A 16,612-nucleotide genomic window follows, 5' to 3' on the forward strand; every position below is an offset into this window, starting at 1 on the left:
ATGGCCCTGGCGCCAGACGCCCTCCCCCGCGACGGGATGCAGATAGTATGCGGCCGCCGGGAGGGGGTGCTGACAATAGAGTTTGAGAAAAGCGGAAGCGGTTGATCGGGGAGGATATTTTCTTCCGAACCCGACTATATCAAACCTGATCCTTCCCCCATTTCGGGGGAAGGTGCGCGGCGGAGCCGCCCGGATGGGGGCTCTGTCCGGGTCAGCGGTCGGCGGACGGTGGTCCGCGATCAGACAGCCCCCACCCGTCTCGCTGCGCGAGCCACCTTCCCCCGAAATGGGGGAAGGGGCGATTTGGTCAGTTCCCTTCGCGCGGGGCCGGGGCGGCGTCCGCCGGACTGGCCGGTGTCGCGCCGGCGGCGTCGGCGGCGGCCTGGCAGTCCTGACCGGCGTAGAGGCCGTTCAGATAGTACCAGCGGTGGCGGACGGCGGCCTCCTCGGCCTCCTTGCGCTCGCGGTCGGGGCGGGTCAGGGCCTCGGCGCCGGCGATGGCCAGACCGGCCCCGGGGATCAGCAAGGCCGCGCCGGCCGTAGCCACGCCGGTGATCGAGGAGAGAATGCCGCCGCCCGGCGTTCCGCCCAGCCGCTGGCTGAGCTGGGCCGCTTCTTCCGAAATCTGGGGGCAGGTCATGGCGGTGTCGCTGGCGCGCATGATCTCGACGGGGCCGTCGGCGGAAGCCGAGGCTTCCTGTGCGACGGCGGGCTGGACGACGCCCACGGTCAAGGCGGCGACGGCGGTCAGGATGCGGATATTCATTTTACTCAACCCTCAAAGCCCCGCGACAGAACGGGCTCAGAGGGCGAGGGTTGCGTTCTCCCTCCCCTTCATGGGGAGGGGGGCGCCGAAGCGACCGGGTGAGGAATTCCAGCCCTGACCCACCCTGTCGCCGCTTCGCGCCGACATCCCTCCCCATGAAGGGGAGGGAGAACGCGTGCTTACGCCCGCACCGCCCGCGTCGCCTCGACGCCCAGCGCCTGAAGGGCGGCGGCGGCGATGTGTTCGGCGTTGAGGCCCGCGGTCGCGTACATGGCGACCGGATTGTCCTGGTCCTGGAAGACGTCAGGCAGGCAGAGGGTGCGGATCTTCAGCCCGGCGTCGAGCGCGCCCTTTTCGGCCAGCAACTGCAGCACGAAGGCGCCGAAGCCGCCCATGGCCCCCTCCTCGACCGTGATCAGGCATTCGTGCTCGCGGGCCAGACGCAGGATCATGTCGGCGTCCAGCGGCTTGGCGAAGCGGGCGTCGGCGACGGTGGCGGAGACGCCGCGCGCGGCCAGGGCGTCGGCGGCCTTGAGCGATTCCTGCAGGCGGGTTCCGAGCGACAGGATGGCGACCGTCGTGCCCTCGCGCACGATGCGGCCCTTGCCGATCTCGAGCGGGGCGGCGAGCTCGGGAATCTCGACCCCGACGCCGTCGCCGCGCGGATAGCGGAAGGCAGACGGGCGGTCGTCGATCTCGAGGCTGGTGGCGATCATGGCGGCCAGATCGGCCTCGTCGGCCGCGGCCATCAGCACCATGCCGGGCAAGGCGCCCATGAAGCCGATGTCGAAACTGCCCGCGTGGGTGGCCCCGTCGGCGCCGACCAGACCGGCGCGATCCATGGCGAAGCGCACCGGCAGCTTCTGGATGGCCACATCGTGGACGACCTGGCCGTCGGCGGCGAGGCCGGCGGCGAAGGTGACGGCGTGCTGTTCGGCGATGCCGACGTCATAGGTGCGGGTCGGGAAGGCCTGGCCGAACAGGTCCAGCCCGGTGCCCGACGGCATGGCGGCGGTGATGGCGACGATGGAGGGGTCGAGATGGGCGCGCTTGATCAGCTCGGTCCCGAACACCTTGGTGTAGCTGGGGGCGTTGGAAACGGATTTGGACTGTTCGCCCGAGACGACGTCGAATCTGGCGACGGCGTGCAGCTTGTCGGCGCTGCTCTCGGCGGGGGCGTAGCCCTTCCCTTTTTGCGTCACGACGTGGACGATCACCGGACGGTCGGTGATGGCGGCGGCGTTCCTGAGGATGGGGACCAGGTTGTCCATGTCGTGGCCATCGACCGGCCCGACGTAGTAGAAGCCCAACTCCTCGAAGAAGGTGCCGCCCACGATCATGCCGCGGGCGTATTCCTCGGCCTTGCGCGCGGCGTTGCGGAACGGGCGCGGCAGATGTTCGGCGACCGACTTTCCGAAGCGGCGGAAATTGCGGTAGGCGCCGCCCGAGACCTGTTTGGCCAGATAGGCGCTCATGCCGCCGACCGGCGGGGCGATCGACATGTCGTTGTCGTTGAGGATGACCATCAGCTGGCCGTGGGTCGTCTCGGCGGCGTTGTTCATGGCCTCATAGGCCATGCCGGCGGACATGGAGCCGTCGCCGATGACGGCGACGACGCGGTTCGTTTCGCCCTTCTGGTCGCGGGCGGCGGCGAAGCCGAGGGCGGCGCTGATCGAGGTCGAGGCGTGGGCCGCGCCGAAGGGGTCGTATTCGCTCTCGCTGCGTTTGGTGAAGCCCGACAGCCCCCCCGGCTGGCGCAGGGTGCGGATCCGGTCGCGGCGTCCGGTCAGGATCTTGTGCGGATAGCACTGATGGCCGACGTCCCAGATCAGGATGTCCTTCGGCGTCTCGAAGACTTGGTGCAGGGCCACGGTCAGCTCGACCACGCCGAGGCCGGCGCCGAGGTGGCCGCCGGTCGTGGAGACGGCGTCGATGGTTTCGGCCCTCAGCTCATCGGCCAGCTGGCGCAGCTGGGGGATGTCGAACCCGCGCGTGTCGGCGGGGAGGTGAACCTGGTCGAGCAGCGGGGTGTCGGGCATGAACTCACGTGTTCCTTACGAGCTCTTCTCTACCCGTCATCCTCGGGCTTGTCCCGGGGATCAGACGTTCCGGCGCTCGGTATTCCAGGGTGGCCGGCAGTCAGAGAAGCCTTTGGATAGCCAGCTGTTCCCAACCTCTGATCCTCGGGTCAAGCCCGAGGATGACGGCGAAGGGTCGTCAAGAACGGCGCTGAAGGACGTAATCCACACTGGCCTTGAGGATTTCGGCGTCGGGACCGAAGACGTCGAGGTGGGCGCGGGCCTGGTCGGCGAGATGCGCGACGCGATGCCGCGCGGCGTCGACGCCCAGCAGGGTGACGAAATTGGTCTTGCCCTGGGCCGCGTCCTTGTTGGCCGCCTTGCCGAGGATATCCTCGTCGCCCTCGACGTCGAGCAGGTCGTCGACGATCTGGTAGGCCAGGCCGATGTCGTGGGCGAAGCTGATCAGGGCCTGGCGCTGGGCCTCGCGGGCGCGGGCGATGATCAGGGGAATCTCGAAGGCGTAGGTGAACAGGGCGCCGGTCTTGAGCCGCTGCATGCGGGCGACGCCGCCGAGATCGTCGCGCACGCCCAGCAGGTCGATCATCTGGCCGCCGGCCATGCCGCGCGCGCCCGAGGCCAGCGACAGGCGGGCCGCCAGTTCGCAGCGGACCTCGGCGTCGTCGTGGGTGTCGGGGTGCAGCAGGATGTCGAAGGCGGCGGTCTGCAGGGCGTCCCCGGCGAGGACGGCGGTGGCCTCGTCATAGGCCTTGTGCACCGTCGGGCGGCCGCGGCGCATGTCGTCGTCGTCCATGCAGGGCAGGTCGTCGTGGACCAGGCTGTAGGCGTGGACGCATTCTAGGGCGCAGGCGGCGCGCAGCACCGGCCGCTCCTCGATGTCGAACAGATTGGCGGCCTCGAGGGCGAAGAAGGGGCGCAGCCGCTTGCCCGGGCCGAGGGCGGCGTAGCGCATGGCCTCGGTCAGGCGCGATTCGGGGCCGCTGGCGCGGGGCAGAAGCTCGTCGAGGGCGACGGTGACCAGATCGGCGATCTCGGCCACGCGGTCGATGACGTCCTGCTCCGGGGAGTTGGCGGCGGGGGCCTGGGGCGGGTGGAGGGTCAGAACAGCCTCCCGCCGATCTCGACCTCGCGGTCGACGCCGACCAGCACGACCTCGCCCGCGGCGTCCGGGAAGCCCAGGGTCAGGACCTCGGACATGAAGTGGCCGATCCGGCGCGGGGGGAAGTTGACCACGGCGGCGACCTTGCGGCCGACCAGGTCGTCGCGCGTGTAGTGGGTGGTGATCTGGGCCGAGGACGTCTTGACGCCGACCTCGGGGCCGAAGTCGATGGTCAGCTTGTACGCCGGCTTGCGCGCCTCGGGGAACGGGTCGGCGGTCAGGACCTGGCCCACGCGCACGTCCACCTTCATGAAGTCGTCGAAGGCGATCGGGGCGGCCGGGGCCGGCATCAGCTGAACTCGGCGGGTTCGACGCCTTTCGCCTGGCCATCGGGGCCGACGACGATCTTCTCAACGCGCAGCTGGGCGGCCTTCAGGCGGTTTTCGCAGTGAGCCTTGAGCCGGGCGCCCTCCTCGTACAGGGCGATCGATTCCTCGAGCGGCGCCTGGCCGGACTCGAGCTTGGACACGATGGCCTCGAGACGCTGCAGGGCGTCCTCGAAGCTGAGATCGGCGGGAATGGCGGCGGGGTCGGTCATCGGCGACGACCCTAGAGGGGGCGGCGGCCCGTCTCAAGCGGAAGGCCGGACTTTCCTGCTAGGGGAGGCGGCGGACGGAGACGACGCCGATGCGCGGGTCCAGCATCTGGCCGCGCATGAAGCCTTCGCCCTCGGTGGGGGATTTGGGGGCGGCGAGGATCCGGCGGACGATGTCCATGCCCTCGACCACGCGGCCGAAGACGGCGAAGCCGGGGTCGCCGGGGGCGGACTTGCCGGCGTCGAGCGAGCTGACGTCGCCGACGATGATGAAGAAGTCGCCCGTGGCCGTGCCGGGATCGAAGCGCGCCATGGAGAGGGCGCCGTCGGTGTGGCTGAGGCCTGTCTCGCTGGTCGGCTCGTGGGCGATGGGCGGCAGGACGCGTTCCGGCGCGCCGCCGGTTCCGCCCTGGATCAGGCCGGCGGCGGGGCCGAGGACCATGCCGCGGTAGAAGGTCACGCCGTTGAAGCGGCCCTCGTCGACATAGCGCAGGAAGTTGGCGGAGGTGACCGGGGCGCGGGGGTCGGTTTCGGCCAGAATGGTTCCGGCGGTGGTTTCGATGGCCACGCGCACCGCGCCGGCGGGAGCCGGGTCTTGGGCGGAGGCCCGGTCCGGAGCGAGGAAGGCCAGGCTGAGGACGAGGGAAAGCAGGGACCGTCGGATCATCGTGCTCTCCGCGCCGTCAGCGCTTCTCGTAGCGGCGCTGGGACCAGTATTTGAAGCCCTGGTTGTGGACCAGATCCCAACCGTCGGCGCGCAGGCGGCGACCGACCATGTGGTTGAAATAGCCGTGGGCGAGGACCAGCACATCCTGACCGCTCTCTGCCCGGGCGATCAGGGCCCGGGCGGCGGCCTCGGAACGGGCCTCGGCCTGGGCGCGGGTTTCCTGACCCTCGTGGTGATTGAAGGCGTGCCACCAGAAGCGGGCGACGGCGCCCCAGTATTTGGGCGGCAGCTTGAACCACGACGGGAAGTGCGGCGGCGGCAGGGGCGCCTCGATGAACAGGGCGTCCGACATGACCTCGCGGCCGGCGGCGATGGCCGCGGCGGTTTCCTGGGCGCGGGGACGGGTCGAGGCGTAGATGGCGCCGGCGCCCTCGGCCGTGGCCAGCAGTTCGGGCGGCGGGGTCTGGCCGGCGCGCAGGCCGCCGACTTCGTATTTCGCCCACCAGTCGCGATACTGGTCGGAGGTCAGCAGGCATTTGCGCGACAGGGCCGGCTCGCCGTGGCGGGCCAGGATGATGGCGCCGGGACGCACCGAGACCAGAGCCGGGCGGGCCGGCGGGGCAGTCACGGGAATCGGCGGGTCTGCCATCAATGGGTCTCGGGCGGGGGCGGGCATGATTTGCGGAGGGATAAGCCTTTGGCGAACCGTCCTTATTCCTCCCCCAAGGCCTGAACGTGAGCGACCGCGGAACGGCCCAGCCCTTCTAGGTCGTAACCGCCCTCGAGCGAGGCTGCAACCTTGCCGCCACAACACGAACGCGCGACCTCGAGAACGGCGCGGGTGGCCCAGGCGAAATCGTCGGCCTCCAGACTCTGATGCGCCAGCGGATCGCGGCGGTGGGCGTCGAAGCCGGCGGAGATCAGGATCAGGTCCGGATTGAAGGCCTGCAGCGCCGGCATCAGCCCGCCCGAGAAGGTCGCGCGCCAGGCCTCGCGGGCCGCGTGGGGCGGCACCGGGGCGTTGACGATATTGCCGACGCCGGTTTCGGAGGCCGCGCCCGTGCCGGGATAGAGGGGCATCTGGTGGATCGAGCCGAGGAAGAGGCTGGCGTCGTTCTCGAACGCGGCCTGGGTGCCGTTGCCGTGGTGGACGTCGAAATCGATCACGGCGACGCGGGCCAGTCCCTCGGCCTGGGCGACGCGGGCGGCGACGGCCACGTTGGAGAACAGGCAGAAGCCCATGGCCTGATCGGGCTCGGCGTGATGGCCGGGCGGGCGGACGGCGGCGAAGGCCCGGGTCGTCTCGCCGCGGGCGATGGCGCGGACCGCGTCGATCACCGCGCCGGCGGCGAGGCGGGCGGCGCGGAGGCTGCCGGGGGACAGGACGGTGTCGGCGTCCAGCTGGTTCAGGCCGGCGGAGGGCGAGGCCCTGAGCAGGCGGGCGACGTAATCAGCGGGGTGCAGCCGTTCGAGGTCGGCGACGGTCGCCTCCGTCGCGGCGCGGCGGTCGAGGGACAGGCCGGAATCGTCGAGGGCGTCCAGCACGGCCTTCAGCCGCTCGGGCCGCTCGGGGTGGCCGACGCCGGGACGGTGCTCGATCATGTCGGGGTGGGTGAACAGGGCGACGCTCATTGTTGGAGACTAGGCGGGCGGCCTGACAAAATCATCCGCTCATCCCGGGGAAAGCCGGGACCCAGTTCTTTGGGCGATCCGGTCGTTCAGAATTTTCACAGCCGCTGCCCCACGCATCCTGCATCACGAAAGCACTGGGTCCCGGCTTTCGCCGGGATGAGCGGAGGGGGTTGAGTCCCGGGGTGCAATGGCTGAAAGCGGAAGCATGAGCGAACCCATCATCCGTCCCGCGACCGACGCCGACGCCGACGCGCTGGCCGCGATCGGGCGCCAGACCTTCATCGACACCTTCGTGGCCGCCGACGGCTTCGCCATCCCGTATCCGGCGGATGATCTGACCGCCTTCCTCGACGCCAGCTTCAGCCCGGAGACGATCCGCACGAAGTTGAGGGAGCCCGGCGCGGCCTGGTGGGTGGCGGAGCGCGACGGCGAGTTGCTGGCCTTCGCCAACACCGGGCCGAACACCCTGCCCCACCCGGACGCCCGGCCCGGCCACGCCGAGCTGCGGCGGCTGTATGTGGCGAAGGCGGCGCAGGGCCTGGGGCTGGGGACGAAGCTGCTGGCCGTGGCGCTGGAGTGGATGGAGGCGCACAGCGACGGGCCGCTGTGGATCGGCGTCTGGAGCGGCAATCTGAAGGCGCAGAAGCTGTACGAGGCTTTCGGGTTCGTGAAGGCCGGGGAGTATCAATACCCCGTCGGTCGGTGGCTGGATGACGAGTTCATCTTGCGGCGGGGCTGAGCCGGGCTCAGGTTGGTCCCATGCTCCTCCCCTTCTTCACCGCCCTGAGACACGCGCGCGTGCCCGTGTCGATGAAGGAATGGCTCCATCTGATGGAGGCCATGGACCGGGACGTGGCCGGGCGGAAGGTGGATGATTTCTACCACCTGTCGCGGGCGGTGCTGGTCAAGGACGAGAAGCACTACGACCGGTTCGACCAGGTGTTCGGCAAGGTGTTCGCCGGGATCGAGACCGTCGGGGCGGGCGAAGAGCCGTCGCTGGACGTGCCCGAGGACTGGCTGAAACTGCTCAACGAAAAATACCTGACCGACGAGGAGAAGGCGCAGATCGAGGCCTTGGGCGGGTTCGACAAGCTGATGGAGACGCTGAAGCAGCGTCTGGAAGAGCAGAAGGGCCGGCACGAGGGCGGCAACAAATGGATCGGCACCGGCGGGACCAGCCCGTTCGGCCACGGCGGCTACAATCCCGAGGGCGTGCGCGTCGGGGGGCCCGGACGGCAGGGGCGGGCGGTCAAGGTCTGGGAGAAGCGCGAGTACCGAAATCTGGACGACCAGGTCGAGCTGGGCACGCGCAACATCAAGGTGGCGCTGCGGCGGCTGCGCCGGTTCGCGCGGCAGGGCGCGCCGGACGAACTGGACATGGACGCCACCATCGACGGCACGGCGCGGCAGGGCTGGCTGGACATTCACATGCGGCCCGAGCGGCGCAACACCATCAAGGTGCTGCTGTTCCTCGACATCGGGGGGTCGATGGATGCCCATGTGAAGATGTGCGAGGAGCTGTTCTCGGCCGCGAAGACCGAGTTCAAACACCTCGAGTTCTTCTACTTCCACAACTGCCTCTACGANATGGATGCCCATGTGAAGATGTGCGAGGAGCTGTTCTCGGCCGCGAAGACCGAGTTCAAACACCTCGAGTTCTTCTACTTCCACAACTGCCTCTACGAAGGCGTGTGGAAGGACAACCGGCGCCGGCACGAGCAGAAGATCCCGACCTGGGAGGTGCTGAACAAATACCCCGCCGACTGGCGCGCCATCTTCGTCGGCGACGCCACCATGAGCCCCTATGAGGTGACCATGCCCGGCGGCTCGATGGATGCCCATGTGAAGATGTGCGAGGAGCTGTTCTCGGCCGCGAAGACCGAGTTCAAACACCTCGAGTTCTTCTACTTCCACAACTNGTCGCCTGGCTGAACCCGTCGCCCGAGCGCTACTGGAGCTATTCCGCCTCGGTCGGGATGGTGCGCGAACTGGTCGACGAGCGGATGTATCCGCTGACCCTGGAAGGCCTGGAGAAGGCGATGCGGGCGCTGGCCAAATAGGCTAGGGTGCGGGCGGTTTCCGGGAGTGTTCCGACATGCTCGCCATCGTGTTCGCCGTGATGCTGCAACAGGCCGCCGCGGGTCAGGTCGTTTGGGAGGAGCCGCCTCCGCCGCCGCCCGCCGCGCCGGTCGGGATTCCCGCCATCCCCGACAGCGCCCGCGCCGACCCCTATGGCTATGAACGGGCCGAATGCAGCCCGCTGATCCGCAAGGCCTCGGAGTCGATGGAGGCTTGCCAGGCCCGGGTTCGGACCGCGCTGGCGGCCAATCTGGGGGCCGATCTGCCGCCCGGCCTGGCGCCCGCGGGCGCGCCCGACGCAGGCCGGCTGGCGGCGGCGGGCGACCGCTACGCCCTGCAGTGCGGCGCTCCGGATCGACCTGCCCGCGCCGCCCTCGCGCCGCAGGAGCAGACGTGTGAAACCCGCCCGCAGGCGCGGCCCCAGGGCGGTGTGGCCTGGACCGAGGAATGCCGGCCGGCCGACGGACGGGCGCCGACGCAGGATGGGCTGAGGGTCCGGTTGGGCGGGGACTGACCGGACGCGCAAACGCCGCCCGCGGTGCGGACGGCGTCACGGTCGTTGAACGCGAAACCTAGTTGCGGTTGTCGCGGAGGGTGTCCTTCAGACCGCCGACGGCGTTCTGGATCTTGCCCTCGGCCTGATCGGCGCGTCCTTCGGCCTTGAGCTTTTCGTCGCCGGTCAGCTTGCCGGCGGCTTCCTTGATATTGCCGCCCATGTTCTTGGCGGCGCCTTCGATACGGTCATGATCGGGCATGGAAATCTCCTCACTGACACGCCGTCGGACTGACGGCGCCTGTGCAGGAAAAAGCGAACGACGGCCGCGCCCGTTCCGTATGGTTCAGCTGGCGTGGCGTCGCAGCCAGAGCGTCACGGCCCAGGCGTGGGCGTCGTGGCGCAACCGGGCGGCGGCCGTATGCGGATGCAGCCAGACCAGTTCGTGATCGATCTCGACCTTGACGGCGGGATCAAGCGACAGTTGTTCCGCGATCCAGAAGCCGCCGTGGTTGTTGATCGGCGATCCGTCGGACTTGCGGAAATACTGCGAGGCCTCGGCCAGGCGAAGCAGAGGCCGGACGGACATCCCCGTCTCCTCGATGAATTCGCGGACCAGGGCCTGCTCCTCGGTCTCGTCGCCGTCGACGGCGCCGCCGGGCAGGTCGAAATAGCTGCCTTCGCCCCGGTCCACCCGGACACAGGCCAGTTTCGCATCGTGGAAGACCAGGCCGAACGCCGTGGGGCGCGGGGCGTAATCAAGGTCGGGATCTCGGCAGCCGAACTGGAGCATGGGCGGATAATGCGTCCGAAGCGTCAAAGATCGAAGGCGAGGCGGGCGCGTACGCCGCGGTGCTCGCCGTCGTACTCGACCTTCGAGCGCAGGCCCGAGGCCATGGCGGTGATGATCTTGCCGCCCAGACCGGTGCCGCGGGCCTTGCCGTCGCCCATGCCGGGGCCGTCGTCCTCGACCGTCAGCAGGGCGCGGCCGTTGGCGTCCGGCTCGAGAATGACCCGGATCTCGCCGGCCTGACCGGGAGCGTAGGCGTATTTGACGGCGTTGGTGACCAGTTCGGTGACGACGACGCCCAGCGACACCGCCTGATCGGTCGAGACGCGCATGGGCTCGGCGCGCAGGGTGATGTTCGGCGAGTTGTCGCCGGGACCGACCGACTTGCCCAATTCGTCGATCAGGCCTTCGAGATATTCGTCCATGGCCACGGAGGACATGTCGTCGGATGTGTAGAGGCGGCGGTGGACGTGGGCCACGGCCTCGATCCGGGCCTGGGATTCCTTCAGGGCGGATCGGGCGCCTTCGTCGGTCATGTGGCGCAGCTGCAGAGACATGAAGCTGGACACCAGCTGCAGGGAATTGCCGACGCGGTGGTTGACCTCGCGCAGCATGGCCTCGGCGCGGTCGCGGGCGAGGCGGACCATCTCCTGGGCCGCCTCGTTCTCGCGCTGGAGCCGGCGGCGCGACACCGCCTCCTCCAGCGCGTTGCGCAGCAGGGCGGTGAAATCCTCGGACACGTCCTTGATGACGTAGTCGGCGGCGCCGGCGCGCAGGGCGGCCACGGCGATACGGCCCTCCTGGGCCCCGGTGACATAGACGACGGGCGGCGGGTTCTTCAGCGCGATGATCTCGGGCAGGACGTCCAGGCCCTCGCGGCCCGGCATGTAGTGGTCCAGGGCGACGACATCGAAATCAGCGGCGCGCTCGACGAGGATTTCCAGACCCGCGTCCCCGTCGGGGGCGCAGGCGACGGCGAAGCCGTGGCGGCCCAGCTCCTTCTCGACCAGCCGCGAGAGGCCGCGGTCATCGTCGATATAGAGCAGGCGGATGACCTCCCCCTCGGGCTTCACTGTGCGCTCACTCGATGTCCGGCGCCTGCATCACCGACAGGAACAGCCCCAGTTGGCGGATGGCCCCGGCGAAGCTTTCATAGTCCACGGGCTTGGTGATGTAGACGTTGCAGCCGAGGTCGTAGCAGCGCTGGATTTCCGTCTTGTCGTCCGTGGTGGTCAGGACCACGACAGGGGCGCGGCGCAGGCGCTCGTCCTTCTTGACCCGCTCGAGGATGTCGGTGCCCGACATGTCCGGCAGGTTGAGGTCCAGCAGGATCAGCATCGGCCCGTTCAGCCGAACCTCCTCGCTGAACAGATAGTCCATGGCCGAGCCGCCGTCGGCGAAATGGGCGATGTCATTGGCGATGTTGGCGCGGCGGATGTTCTTTTCGATCAGCTTGGCGTGACCGAGGTCGTCCTCGACCATCACGATCTTCACGGCAGTGCTCATCAATCGTCTCCGGCGTCCGCGAGGACGAGGCGTGTGGGGAATTTCAGTGTAAATGTCGAGCCTTTTCCGAGCTCCGACCCGACGGTGATTTCGCCGCCCAGACGACGCACGCTGTTGCGCACGAAGGCCAGACCGACGCCCTCGCCCACCCGGTCCTGCTTGCCGGAGCGTCGGAAGAGTTCGAAGATGCGTTCGTGATCGCGGTCGGAAATTCCGCGCCCGTTGTCGGCGATCCGGTAGACGACGTGGCCGTCGCCGGTTTCCCGACCCGAGACGACGATGCGTCCGGGACGGGCCGGGTCCAGATATTTGACGGCGTTGTCGACCAGATTGCCCAGCACCTGCTCCATCGACAGCCGGTCGCTTTCGACCGACGGCAGGGGTTCGACGACGATCTCGGCGTCCGAGGCCTCGGTCTGGTGCCGGACGCTGTCCGCCACGCCGCGGGCCATGGCGGTCATGTCGAGCCATTCGGGCGTGAGATTGCGGCGACCCTCACGGGACAGCTTCAGGATGGCGTTGATCAGCCGGTCCATCTTTTCGGTCGAGGCGCGGATGAAGCCGACGGCTTCGGGAAGGTCCTCGCGCACCGCCGTCAGGGCGTCCTGCTCGACCAGCTTGGGCGCCCGGGTTTCCACCGCCGTCATCTGACGGTCGATGACCTTGCCGGCCTGCTCCAGTTCCGAGGTGAACCCCATGACGTTGACCAGCGGGGCGCGCAGGTCGTGGCTGACGATATAGGCGAAACGCTGGATTTCCTCGTTGGCGCGGGTCAACTGGAAGGTGCGGTCGCGGACCTTGTGCTCAAGCCCGGCGTTCATCGCATCGAGGGCGTCGCGCGCCTGCTGGATCTCGAGCACATAGCGGCGGATCAGCCAGGCGCTGACGCCCGCCAGCGCCAGGATCAGCAGGGCCGCGATGGCGTTGACGAGAACCGTCACGCCGGCGGCCCACTCCGTCTGGCGGGTGCTGAACTGGAGACGGGTCTCCTGCACCTCGTCGATCGCGGCGGTTTCGGCGCGCATCTGATCCATCACCCGCTTGCCGGAGCCCTCGCGGATAATCCGCACGGCGTCCTCGAAGCGGCCCATCCGCCCCAGGGCGATGGTGCGATCGATCACGTCGAACCGTTGCTGGGACAGGCTGCGCAGCTGCTCGACGCGCGGCGACAGGTCCGGATCCCCCGCCGTCAGCCGCGCCAGTTCGTCCAGCCGCTCGGGCAGCCGGGCCGTGCTGATGTTATAGGGTTCGAGATACTCAGGCTGCCGCGTCAGCAGAAAGCCGCGCTGACCCGTTTCAGCGTCGATCAGCAGGCGCATCACCTCGACCGCCGCCAGCCGGATGCGCTGGCCGCGCTCCACATTGTCGTTGAAGTCGCTTGTCCGCTGCAGCATCACGAAGACGCCGACATTGACGATCAGCAGCAGGCTGATCGCGCCGGTCAGCAGCGCCACGACGGACCGGCTGAGCGACGGAGTGCGCAGGAAGCGGCCAAGGGCCAGAAGCGTGGGACGCAGCGCCGGTATCATCGGGCGCGAGCATTAGCGGCGCGTTCGGCCCTGTCCAGTCGCGTCCCGGGAGAAACCCTGCCCGTTCCGGCGATTTAAGGTAAAGGTGCGTTCGTCAGGATCGGGGGAGAACGACATGGTGTGGTGGTGGTGGATCGTTCCGGCGGTCGTCGGACTGATCGGCGTCGTCCTGCTGCTCAAGGGCCTGGGAGCCCTGTTCAGGGGCCGGATCTTCAGCGGTTTCCTCGTCGGCGCCGGCGGCGCGGGCTTCATGGCGGCGGCGGTCATCGCCTCCCTCCTCGCCCTCGACATCCAGACCTATGGCCGGCTGACCTATGAGCGTCCGGTGGCCACGATCCAGACCCGCCAGCTGGGGCCGCAGTTTTTCGAGGCGACAGTGATCCAGCCCGACCGGGGCGAGCACGCGCCGGCGGCGACCAACCTGTATCCGCTGCACGGCGACGAATGGCGCATCGAGGCCCAGGTGCTGAAGTGGAAGCCGTGGGCCAATGTGCTGGGTCTGGACACGCAATACCGGCTGGATCGCCTGTCCGGGCGGTACGCCTCGATCGAACAGGAAATCAACGCCGAACGCAGCGTCCATCCGCTGTCGGGCGGCGACCCCTCGGTCACCTGGCTGCCGTGGACGATCAGCACCTGGGACACGGCGCGGCGTTACCGGCGCTATGTCGACGCGGTCGACACCCTGTACGGCGGCGGCGCCTATATGCCGATGGCCGACGGGGCGAAATACGAGGTGTGGATCACCCAGTCCGGCCTGGTGGCGCGCCCGGCCAACGACGCGGCGCGCACCGCGTCGTCGGGGGGATGGACCGAGGTTCGGTAGAGAACTCTCCTCCCCGCATCGTGGGGAGGTGGCGCGGCGCGAAGCGCCGTGACGGAGGGGGCGACGCGGTGGCTGACGGAAAGAGCTACGAACGCGCCAAGGCTTTCCGCAAGGCGCTGACGGCGCCGGAAGCCCGGCTCTGGCTGTACCTGAAGGCGCGCAAGCTTCGGGGCCTGCGGTTCCGGAAGCAGCATCCTCGACTTCTTTTGCGCGGAAGCCGCTCTCGCGGTTGAGATGGACGGGTCGTCTCACGAGCATCCTGAGCGAGCCGAGCATGATCGGCGACGGACGGTCTGGCTGCGCGGGCGGGGCATTCGCGTGGTTCGCGTCGCGGCGCGTGACGTGCTGGGTGAACTGGAGGGCGTACTCGGGTTCATCGCGGGGGTTGCGAGGAACGATTGCCGTCCGCGTCGCCCCCTCCGTCACGGCGGCTGCGCTGCCGCGCCACCTCCCCATCTGGCGATGGGGAGGAGATTGACGGGTCGGCCTAGACCGTGCCGATCGTCCTCAACCGCGCCCGCGGATGGACCTCGTTCTGGCTCATCACCACGGTCTGGCCGCGGAAGCGTTCGATGATCGAGCGAACATAGGGCCGGATCTGCGGGCCGGTCAGCAGGACGCCGGTCTCGCCCGCCATGGCGGCGCGCTCGAAGACGTCGCGGACGGCCCGGATGAAGTCCTGGAGACGGGACGGCGCCATGGCCAGCTGGCGGTCCTCGCCCTGTCCGACCAGGGCGTCGGCAAAGGCGGCTTCCCATTCCGGCGACAGGGTGACGATCGGCAGGGCGCCATCGTCGCCCTTGTGCTGCCAGCACAGCTGACGGGCCAGACGGCCGCGGACGTGTTCGACCAGGGTGGTGACGGAGCTGGTGTGCGGCGCGGCCTCGGCGAGGCCCTCGAGAATGGCGCCGAGATCGCGGATCGAGACCTTTTCGCGCAGCAGGGTCTGGAGCACGCGCTGCAGGGTGGTGACGGTCACGACCGAGGGGATCAGTTCGTCGACCAGCTTCTTCTCCTCGGTCCCCAGCTCCTTCAGCAGCTTCTGCACCTCGGCGTAGGAGAGCAGGTCGGCCATGTTCTCCTTGAGGATTTCGGTCAGGTGGGTGGTCAGCACCGTCGAGGGATCGACGATGGTGTAGCCGCGGAACGTCGCTTCCTCGCGCAGGCTTTCGTCGATCCAGGTGGCGGGCAGGCCGAAGGCGGGTTCCTTGGTGTGTTCGCCCGGCAGTTCGACCTGGCGGCCGGCGGGGTCCATGGCCATCAGGGAGCCGAGACGGACCTCGCCCTGTCCGGCCTCCATCTCCTTGATGCGGATGGCGTAGCCCTGGGTCCCCAGACGCATGTTGTCGAGGATACGGACCGACGGCATGACGAAGCCGTACTCCTGGGCCAGCGAGCGGCGCAGGGCGCGAACCTGGTCGGTCAGGCGGCGGCCCTCGAGATCGTTGATCAGGGACAGCAGGGAATAGCCCAGCTCGATCTTGACCTCGTCGATGGTCAGGGCGGTGCCGATGGGCTCCTCGACATCCTCGCGCGGGCCGGAGGCGGTGGCGGCCATTTCGGCCTCGGTGGGCTTGGGCCTGAGCCGTTCGCGGCCCAGCTTCCAGGCCATGAAGCCCGTACCGATGGCCAGCGCCGCGAACGGGATCAGGGGCATCCCCGGAATCAGGCCGATCAGGGCGGCGGCGGCGGAGACGACGCCGAGGCTGACGGGGTTGGTGGCCAGCTGGGCGACCAGGGCCTTGTCGGCCGTGCCCTCGACGCCCGCCTTGGACACCAGGAAGCCGGCGGCGATGGAGATGACGATGGCCGGGACCTGGGTCACCAGGCCGTCGCCGATGGTCAGGGCGACATAGGTGTCGGCCGCCTCGCCGATCGGGAGGCCGTGCTGGATCGTGCCGATCAGGATGCCGCCGATGGCGTTGATGAAGACGATGATCAGGCCGGCCACGGCGTCGCCGCGGACGAATTTCGAGGCGCCGTCCATGGCTCCGAAGAAGGTCGATTCCTGCTCCAGCTCCTTGCGGCGCAGCTTGGCCTGGTCCTCGGTGATCAGGCCGGACGACAGGTCGGCGTCGATGGCCATCTGCTTGCCCGGCATGGAGTCGAGGGTGAAGCGGGCCGAGACCTCGGCGATGCGGGTCGAGCCCTTGGTGATGACCACGAAATTCACCACCAGGATGATGGCGAAGATGATGATGCCGATGATGAAGCTGCCGCCCATCATCAGGGCCCCGAACGACTGGATCACCTGGCCGGCGGCGCCGTGGCCCTCGTGGCCGTGGGTCAGCACCAGGCGGGTCGAGGCCAGGTTCAGCCCCAGGCGGAACAGGGTGGTGACCAGCAGCACCGTCGGGAAGATGGCGAAGTCCAGCGGCCGCTTCATCATCACGGCCGTCATCAGGATCAGCACGGACGAGACCAGCGAGATGGCCAGCAGCAGGTCCAGCAGGAATTTCGGCACCGGCAGGATCAGCAGCAGAATGACGCCGATGACGCCGATGGCCATGGCCACCTCGCCGCGCGCGACCCAGCCCATCATGTCGCGGCCGGTCGGACGGGCGTAGCCGTCCTTCATCATCACCGAGGCG

At 68.7% G+C, this 16,612-nt stretch carries 18 protein-coding genes and 3 pseudogenes; 7 read left to right on the forward strand and 14 right to left on the reverse strand.

Going from position 1 to position 16,612, the window contains the following annotated elements; genetic code table 11:
- Positions 1–307 precede the first annotated feature (307 nt).
- The 8 genes from ASD25_RS17560 to ASD25_RS17595 all read right to left on the reverse strand — a co-directional run bounded on the left by ASD25_RS17560 (position 308) and on the right by ASD25_RS17595 (position 6,798).
- Positions 308–766 carry a hypothetical protein gene (locus tag ASD25_RS17560; protein WP_055830739.1) on the reverse strand — a complete coding sequence of 153 codons (459 nt, stop codon included), beginning with the start codon at positions 764–766 and terminating at the stop codon, positions 308–310.
- Between the two features lie 179 nt (positions 767–945).
- A complete protein-coding gene (gene dxs, locus ASD25_RS17565) occupies positions 946–2,805 on the reverse strand; it encodes a 1-deoxy-D-xylulose-5-phosphate synthase (protein WP_056619300.1) in 1,860 nt (619 codons plus the stop codon).
- A gap of 178 nt (positions 2,806–2,983) precedes the next feature.
- The gene (locus ASD25_RS17570; RefSeq protein WP_156376991.1) at positions 2,984–3,853 is read right to left on the reverse strand and encodes a polyprenyl synthetase family protein; all 870 of its coding nucleotides are present in this window, start codon (positions 3,851–3,853) and stop codon (positions 2,984–2,986) included.
- A gap of 50 nt (positions 3,854–3,903) precedes the next feature.
- Positions 3,904–4,254: a tRNA-binding protein gene (locus ASD25_RS17575; RefSeq protein WP_055830743.1), complete on the reverse strand. Its 351-nt coding sequence runs from the start codon at positions 4,252–4,254 to the stop codon at positions 3,904–3,906.
- Entirely contained in the window at positions 4,254–4,502 is a 249-nt protein-coding gene (locus tag ASD25_RS17580; protein ID WP_055830745.1) for an exodeoxyribonuclease VII small subunit, read from the reverse strand. The genes ASD25_RS17575 and ASD25_RS17580 overlap by 1 nt, the downstream gene beginning before the upstream one ends.
- A 58-nt stretch (positions 4,503–4,560) precedes the next feature.
- Positions 4,561–5,166 carry a peptidylprolyl isomerase gene (locus ASD25_RS17585; RefSeq protein WP_055830747.1) on the reverse strand — a complete coding sequence of 202 codons (606 nt, stop codon included), beginning with the start codon at positions 5,164–5,166 and terminating at the stop codon, positions 4,561–4,563.
- Positions 5,167–5,182: 16 nt separating this feature from the next.
- The gene (locus ASD25_RS17590) at positions 5,183–5,815 is read right to left on the reverse strand and encodes a histidine phosphatase family protein (protein ID WP_082560129.1); all 633 of its coding nucleotides are present in this window, start codon (positions 5,813–5,815) and stop codon (positions 5,183–5,185) included.
- Positions 5,816–5,877: 62 nt separating this feature from the next.
- Positions 5,878–6,798, reverse strand: coding sequence for a histone deacetylase family protein (locus ASD25_RS17595; RefSeq protein WP_055830749.1), 921 nt, complete (start codon positions 6,796–6,798; stop codon positions 5,878–5,880).
- A 205-nt stretch (positions 6,799–7,003) separates the two neighbouring features.
- On the opposite strand from ASD25_RS17595, the gene ASD25_RS17600 reads away from it, so the two are divergent.
- The 5 genes and pseudogenes from ASD25_RS17600 (at position 7,004) to ASD25_RS17610 (ending at position 9,391) form a co-directional block, all read left to right on the forward strand.
- Positions 7,004–7,537, forward strand: a complete 534-nt coding sequence (locus tag ASD25_RS17600) for a GNAT family N-acetyltransferase (protein ID WP_055830751.1) — start codon at positions 7,004–7,006, stop codon at positions 7,535–7,537.
- A gap of 20 nt (positions 7,538–7,557) precedes the next feature.
- The coding region (locus tag ASD25_RS32125) for a VWA domain-containing protein (protein WP_156389371.1) at positions 7,558–8,384 on the forward strand (827 nt) is incomplete at its 3' end.
- A gap of 1 nt (position 8,385) precedes the next feature.
- A pseudogene (locus ASD25_RS33265) lies at positions 8,386–8,716 on the forward strand (VWA domain-containing protein); the annotation flags it as partial.
- A 1-nt stretch (position 8,717) separates the two neighbouring features.
- Positions 8,718–8,858: pseudogene (locus tag ASD25_RS33270) on the forward strand (VWA domain-containing protein); the annotation flags it as partial.
- A 35-nt stretch (positions 8,859–8,893) separates the two neighbouring features.
- A complete protein-coding gene (locus ASD25_RS17610; RefSeq protein WP_055830755.1) occupies positions 8,894–9,391 on the forward strand; it encodes a hypothetical protein in 498 nt (165 codons plus the stop codon).
- A gap of 58 nt (positions 9,392–9,449) precedes the next feature.
- Here the strand turns inward: ASD25_RS17610 and ASD25_RS17615 are convergent, their stop codons facing one another.
- The 5 genes from ASD25_RS17615 to ASD25_RS17635 form a co-directional block, all read right to left on the reverse strand.
- Complete coding sequence (locus ASD25_RS17615; RefSeq protein WP_055830757.1) at positions 9,450–9,632, reverse strand: CsbD family protein; 183 nt, start codon at positions 9,630–9,632, stop codon at positions 9,450–9,452.
- Positions 9,633–9,716: 84 nt separating this feature from the next.
- Positions 9,717–10,163 carry an NUDIX domain-containing protein gene (locus ASD25_RS17620; protein WP_055830759.1) on the reverse strand — a complete coding sequence of 149 codons (447 nt, stop codon included), beginning with the start codon at positions 10,161–10,163 and terminating at the stop codon, positions 9,717–9,719.
- Positions 10,164–10,186: 23 nt separating this feature from the next.
- A complete protein-coding gene (locus tag ASD25_RS17625; protein WP_055830761.1) occupies positions 10,187–11,233 on the reverse strand; it encodes a sensor histidine kinase in 1,047 nt (348 codons plus the stop codon).
- 7 nt (positions 11,234–11,240) lie between these two features.
- Positions 11,241–11,666: a response regulator gene (locus tag ASD25_RS17630; RefSeq protein WP_055830763.1), complete on the reverse strand. Its 426-nt coding sequence runs from the start codon at positions 11,664–11,666 to the stop codon at positions 11,241–11,243.
- Positions 11,666–13,195, reverse strand: coding sequence for a CHASE3 domain-containing protein (locus ASD25_RS17635; protein WP_055830765.1), 1,530 nt, complete (start codon positions 13,193–13,195; stop codon positions 11,666–11,668). Before ASD25_RS17635 ends, ASD25_RS17630 begins: the two co-directional genes overlap by 1 nt.
- An 85-nt stretch (positions 13,196–13,280) precedes the next feature.
- On the opposite strand from ASD25_RS17635, the gene ASD25_RS17640 reads away from it, so the two are divergent.
- Both ASD25_RS17640 and ASD25_RS29565 read left to right on the forward strand, forming a co-directional pair.
- Positions 13,281–14,021, forward strand: coding sequence for a hypothetical protein (locus ASD25_RS17640; protein ID WP_235562781.1), 741 nt, complete (start codon positions 13,281–13,283; stop codon positions 14,019–14,021).
- Positions 14,003–14,597: pseudogene (locus ASD25_RS29565) on the forward strand (endonuclease domain-containing protein). The gene ASD25_RS17640 and the pseudogene ASD25_RS29565 overlap by 19 nt, the downstream one beginning before the upstream one ends.
- Here ASD25_RS29565 and flhA read toward each other — a convergent pair.
- On the reverse strand, positions 14,509–16,602 hold the full coding sequence (gene flhA / locus ASD25_RS17645) for a flagellar biosynthesis protein FlhA (protein WP_055831247.1): 2,094 nt from the start codon (positions 16,600–16,602) through the stop codon (positions 14,509–14,511). The pseudogene ASD25_RS29565 and the gene flhA sit on opposite strands and share 89 nt — an antisense overlap.
- Positions 16,603–16,612 lie beyond the last annotated feature (10 nt).

This window comes from Brevundimonas sp. Root1423, assembly GCF_001426805.1.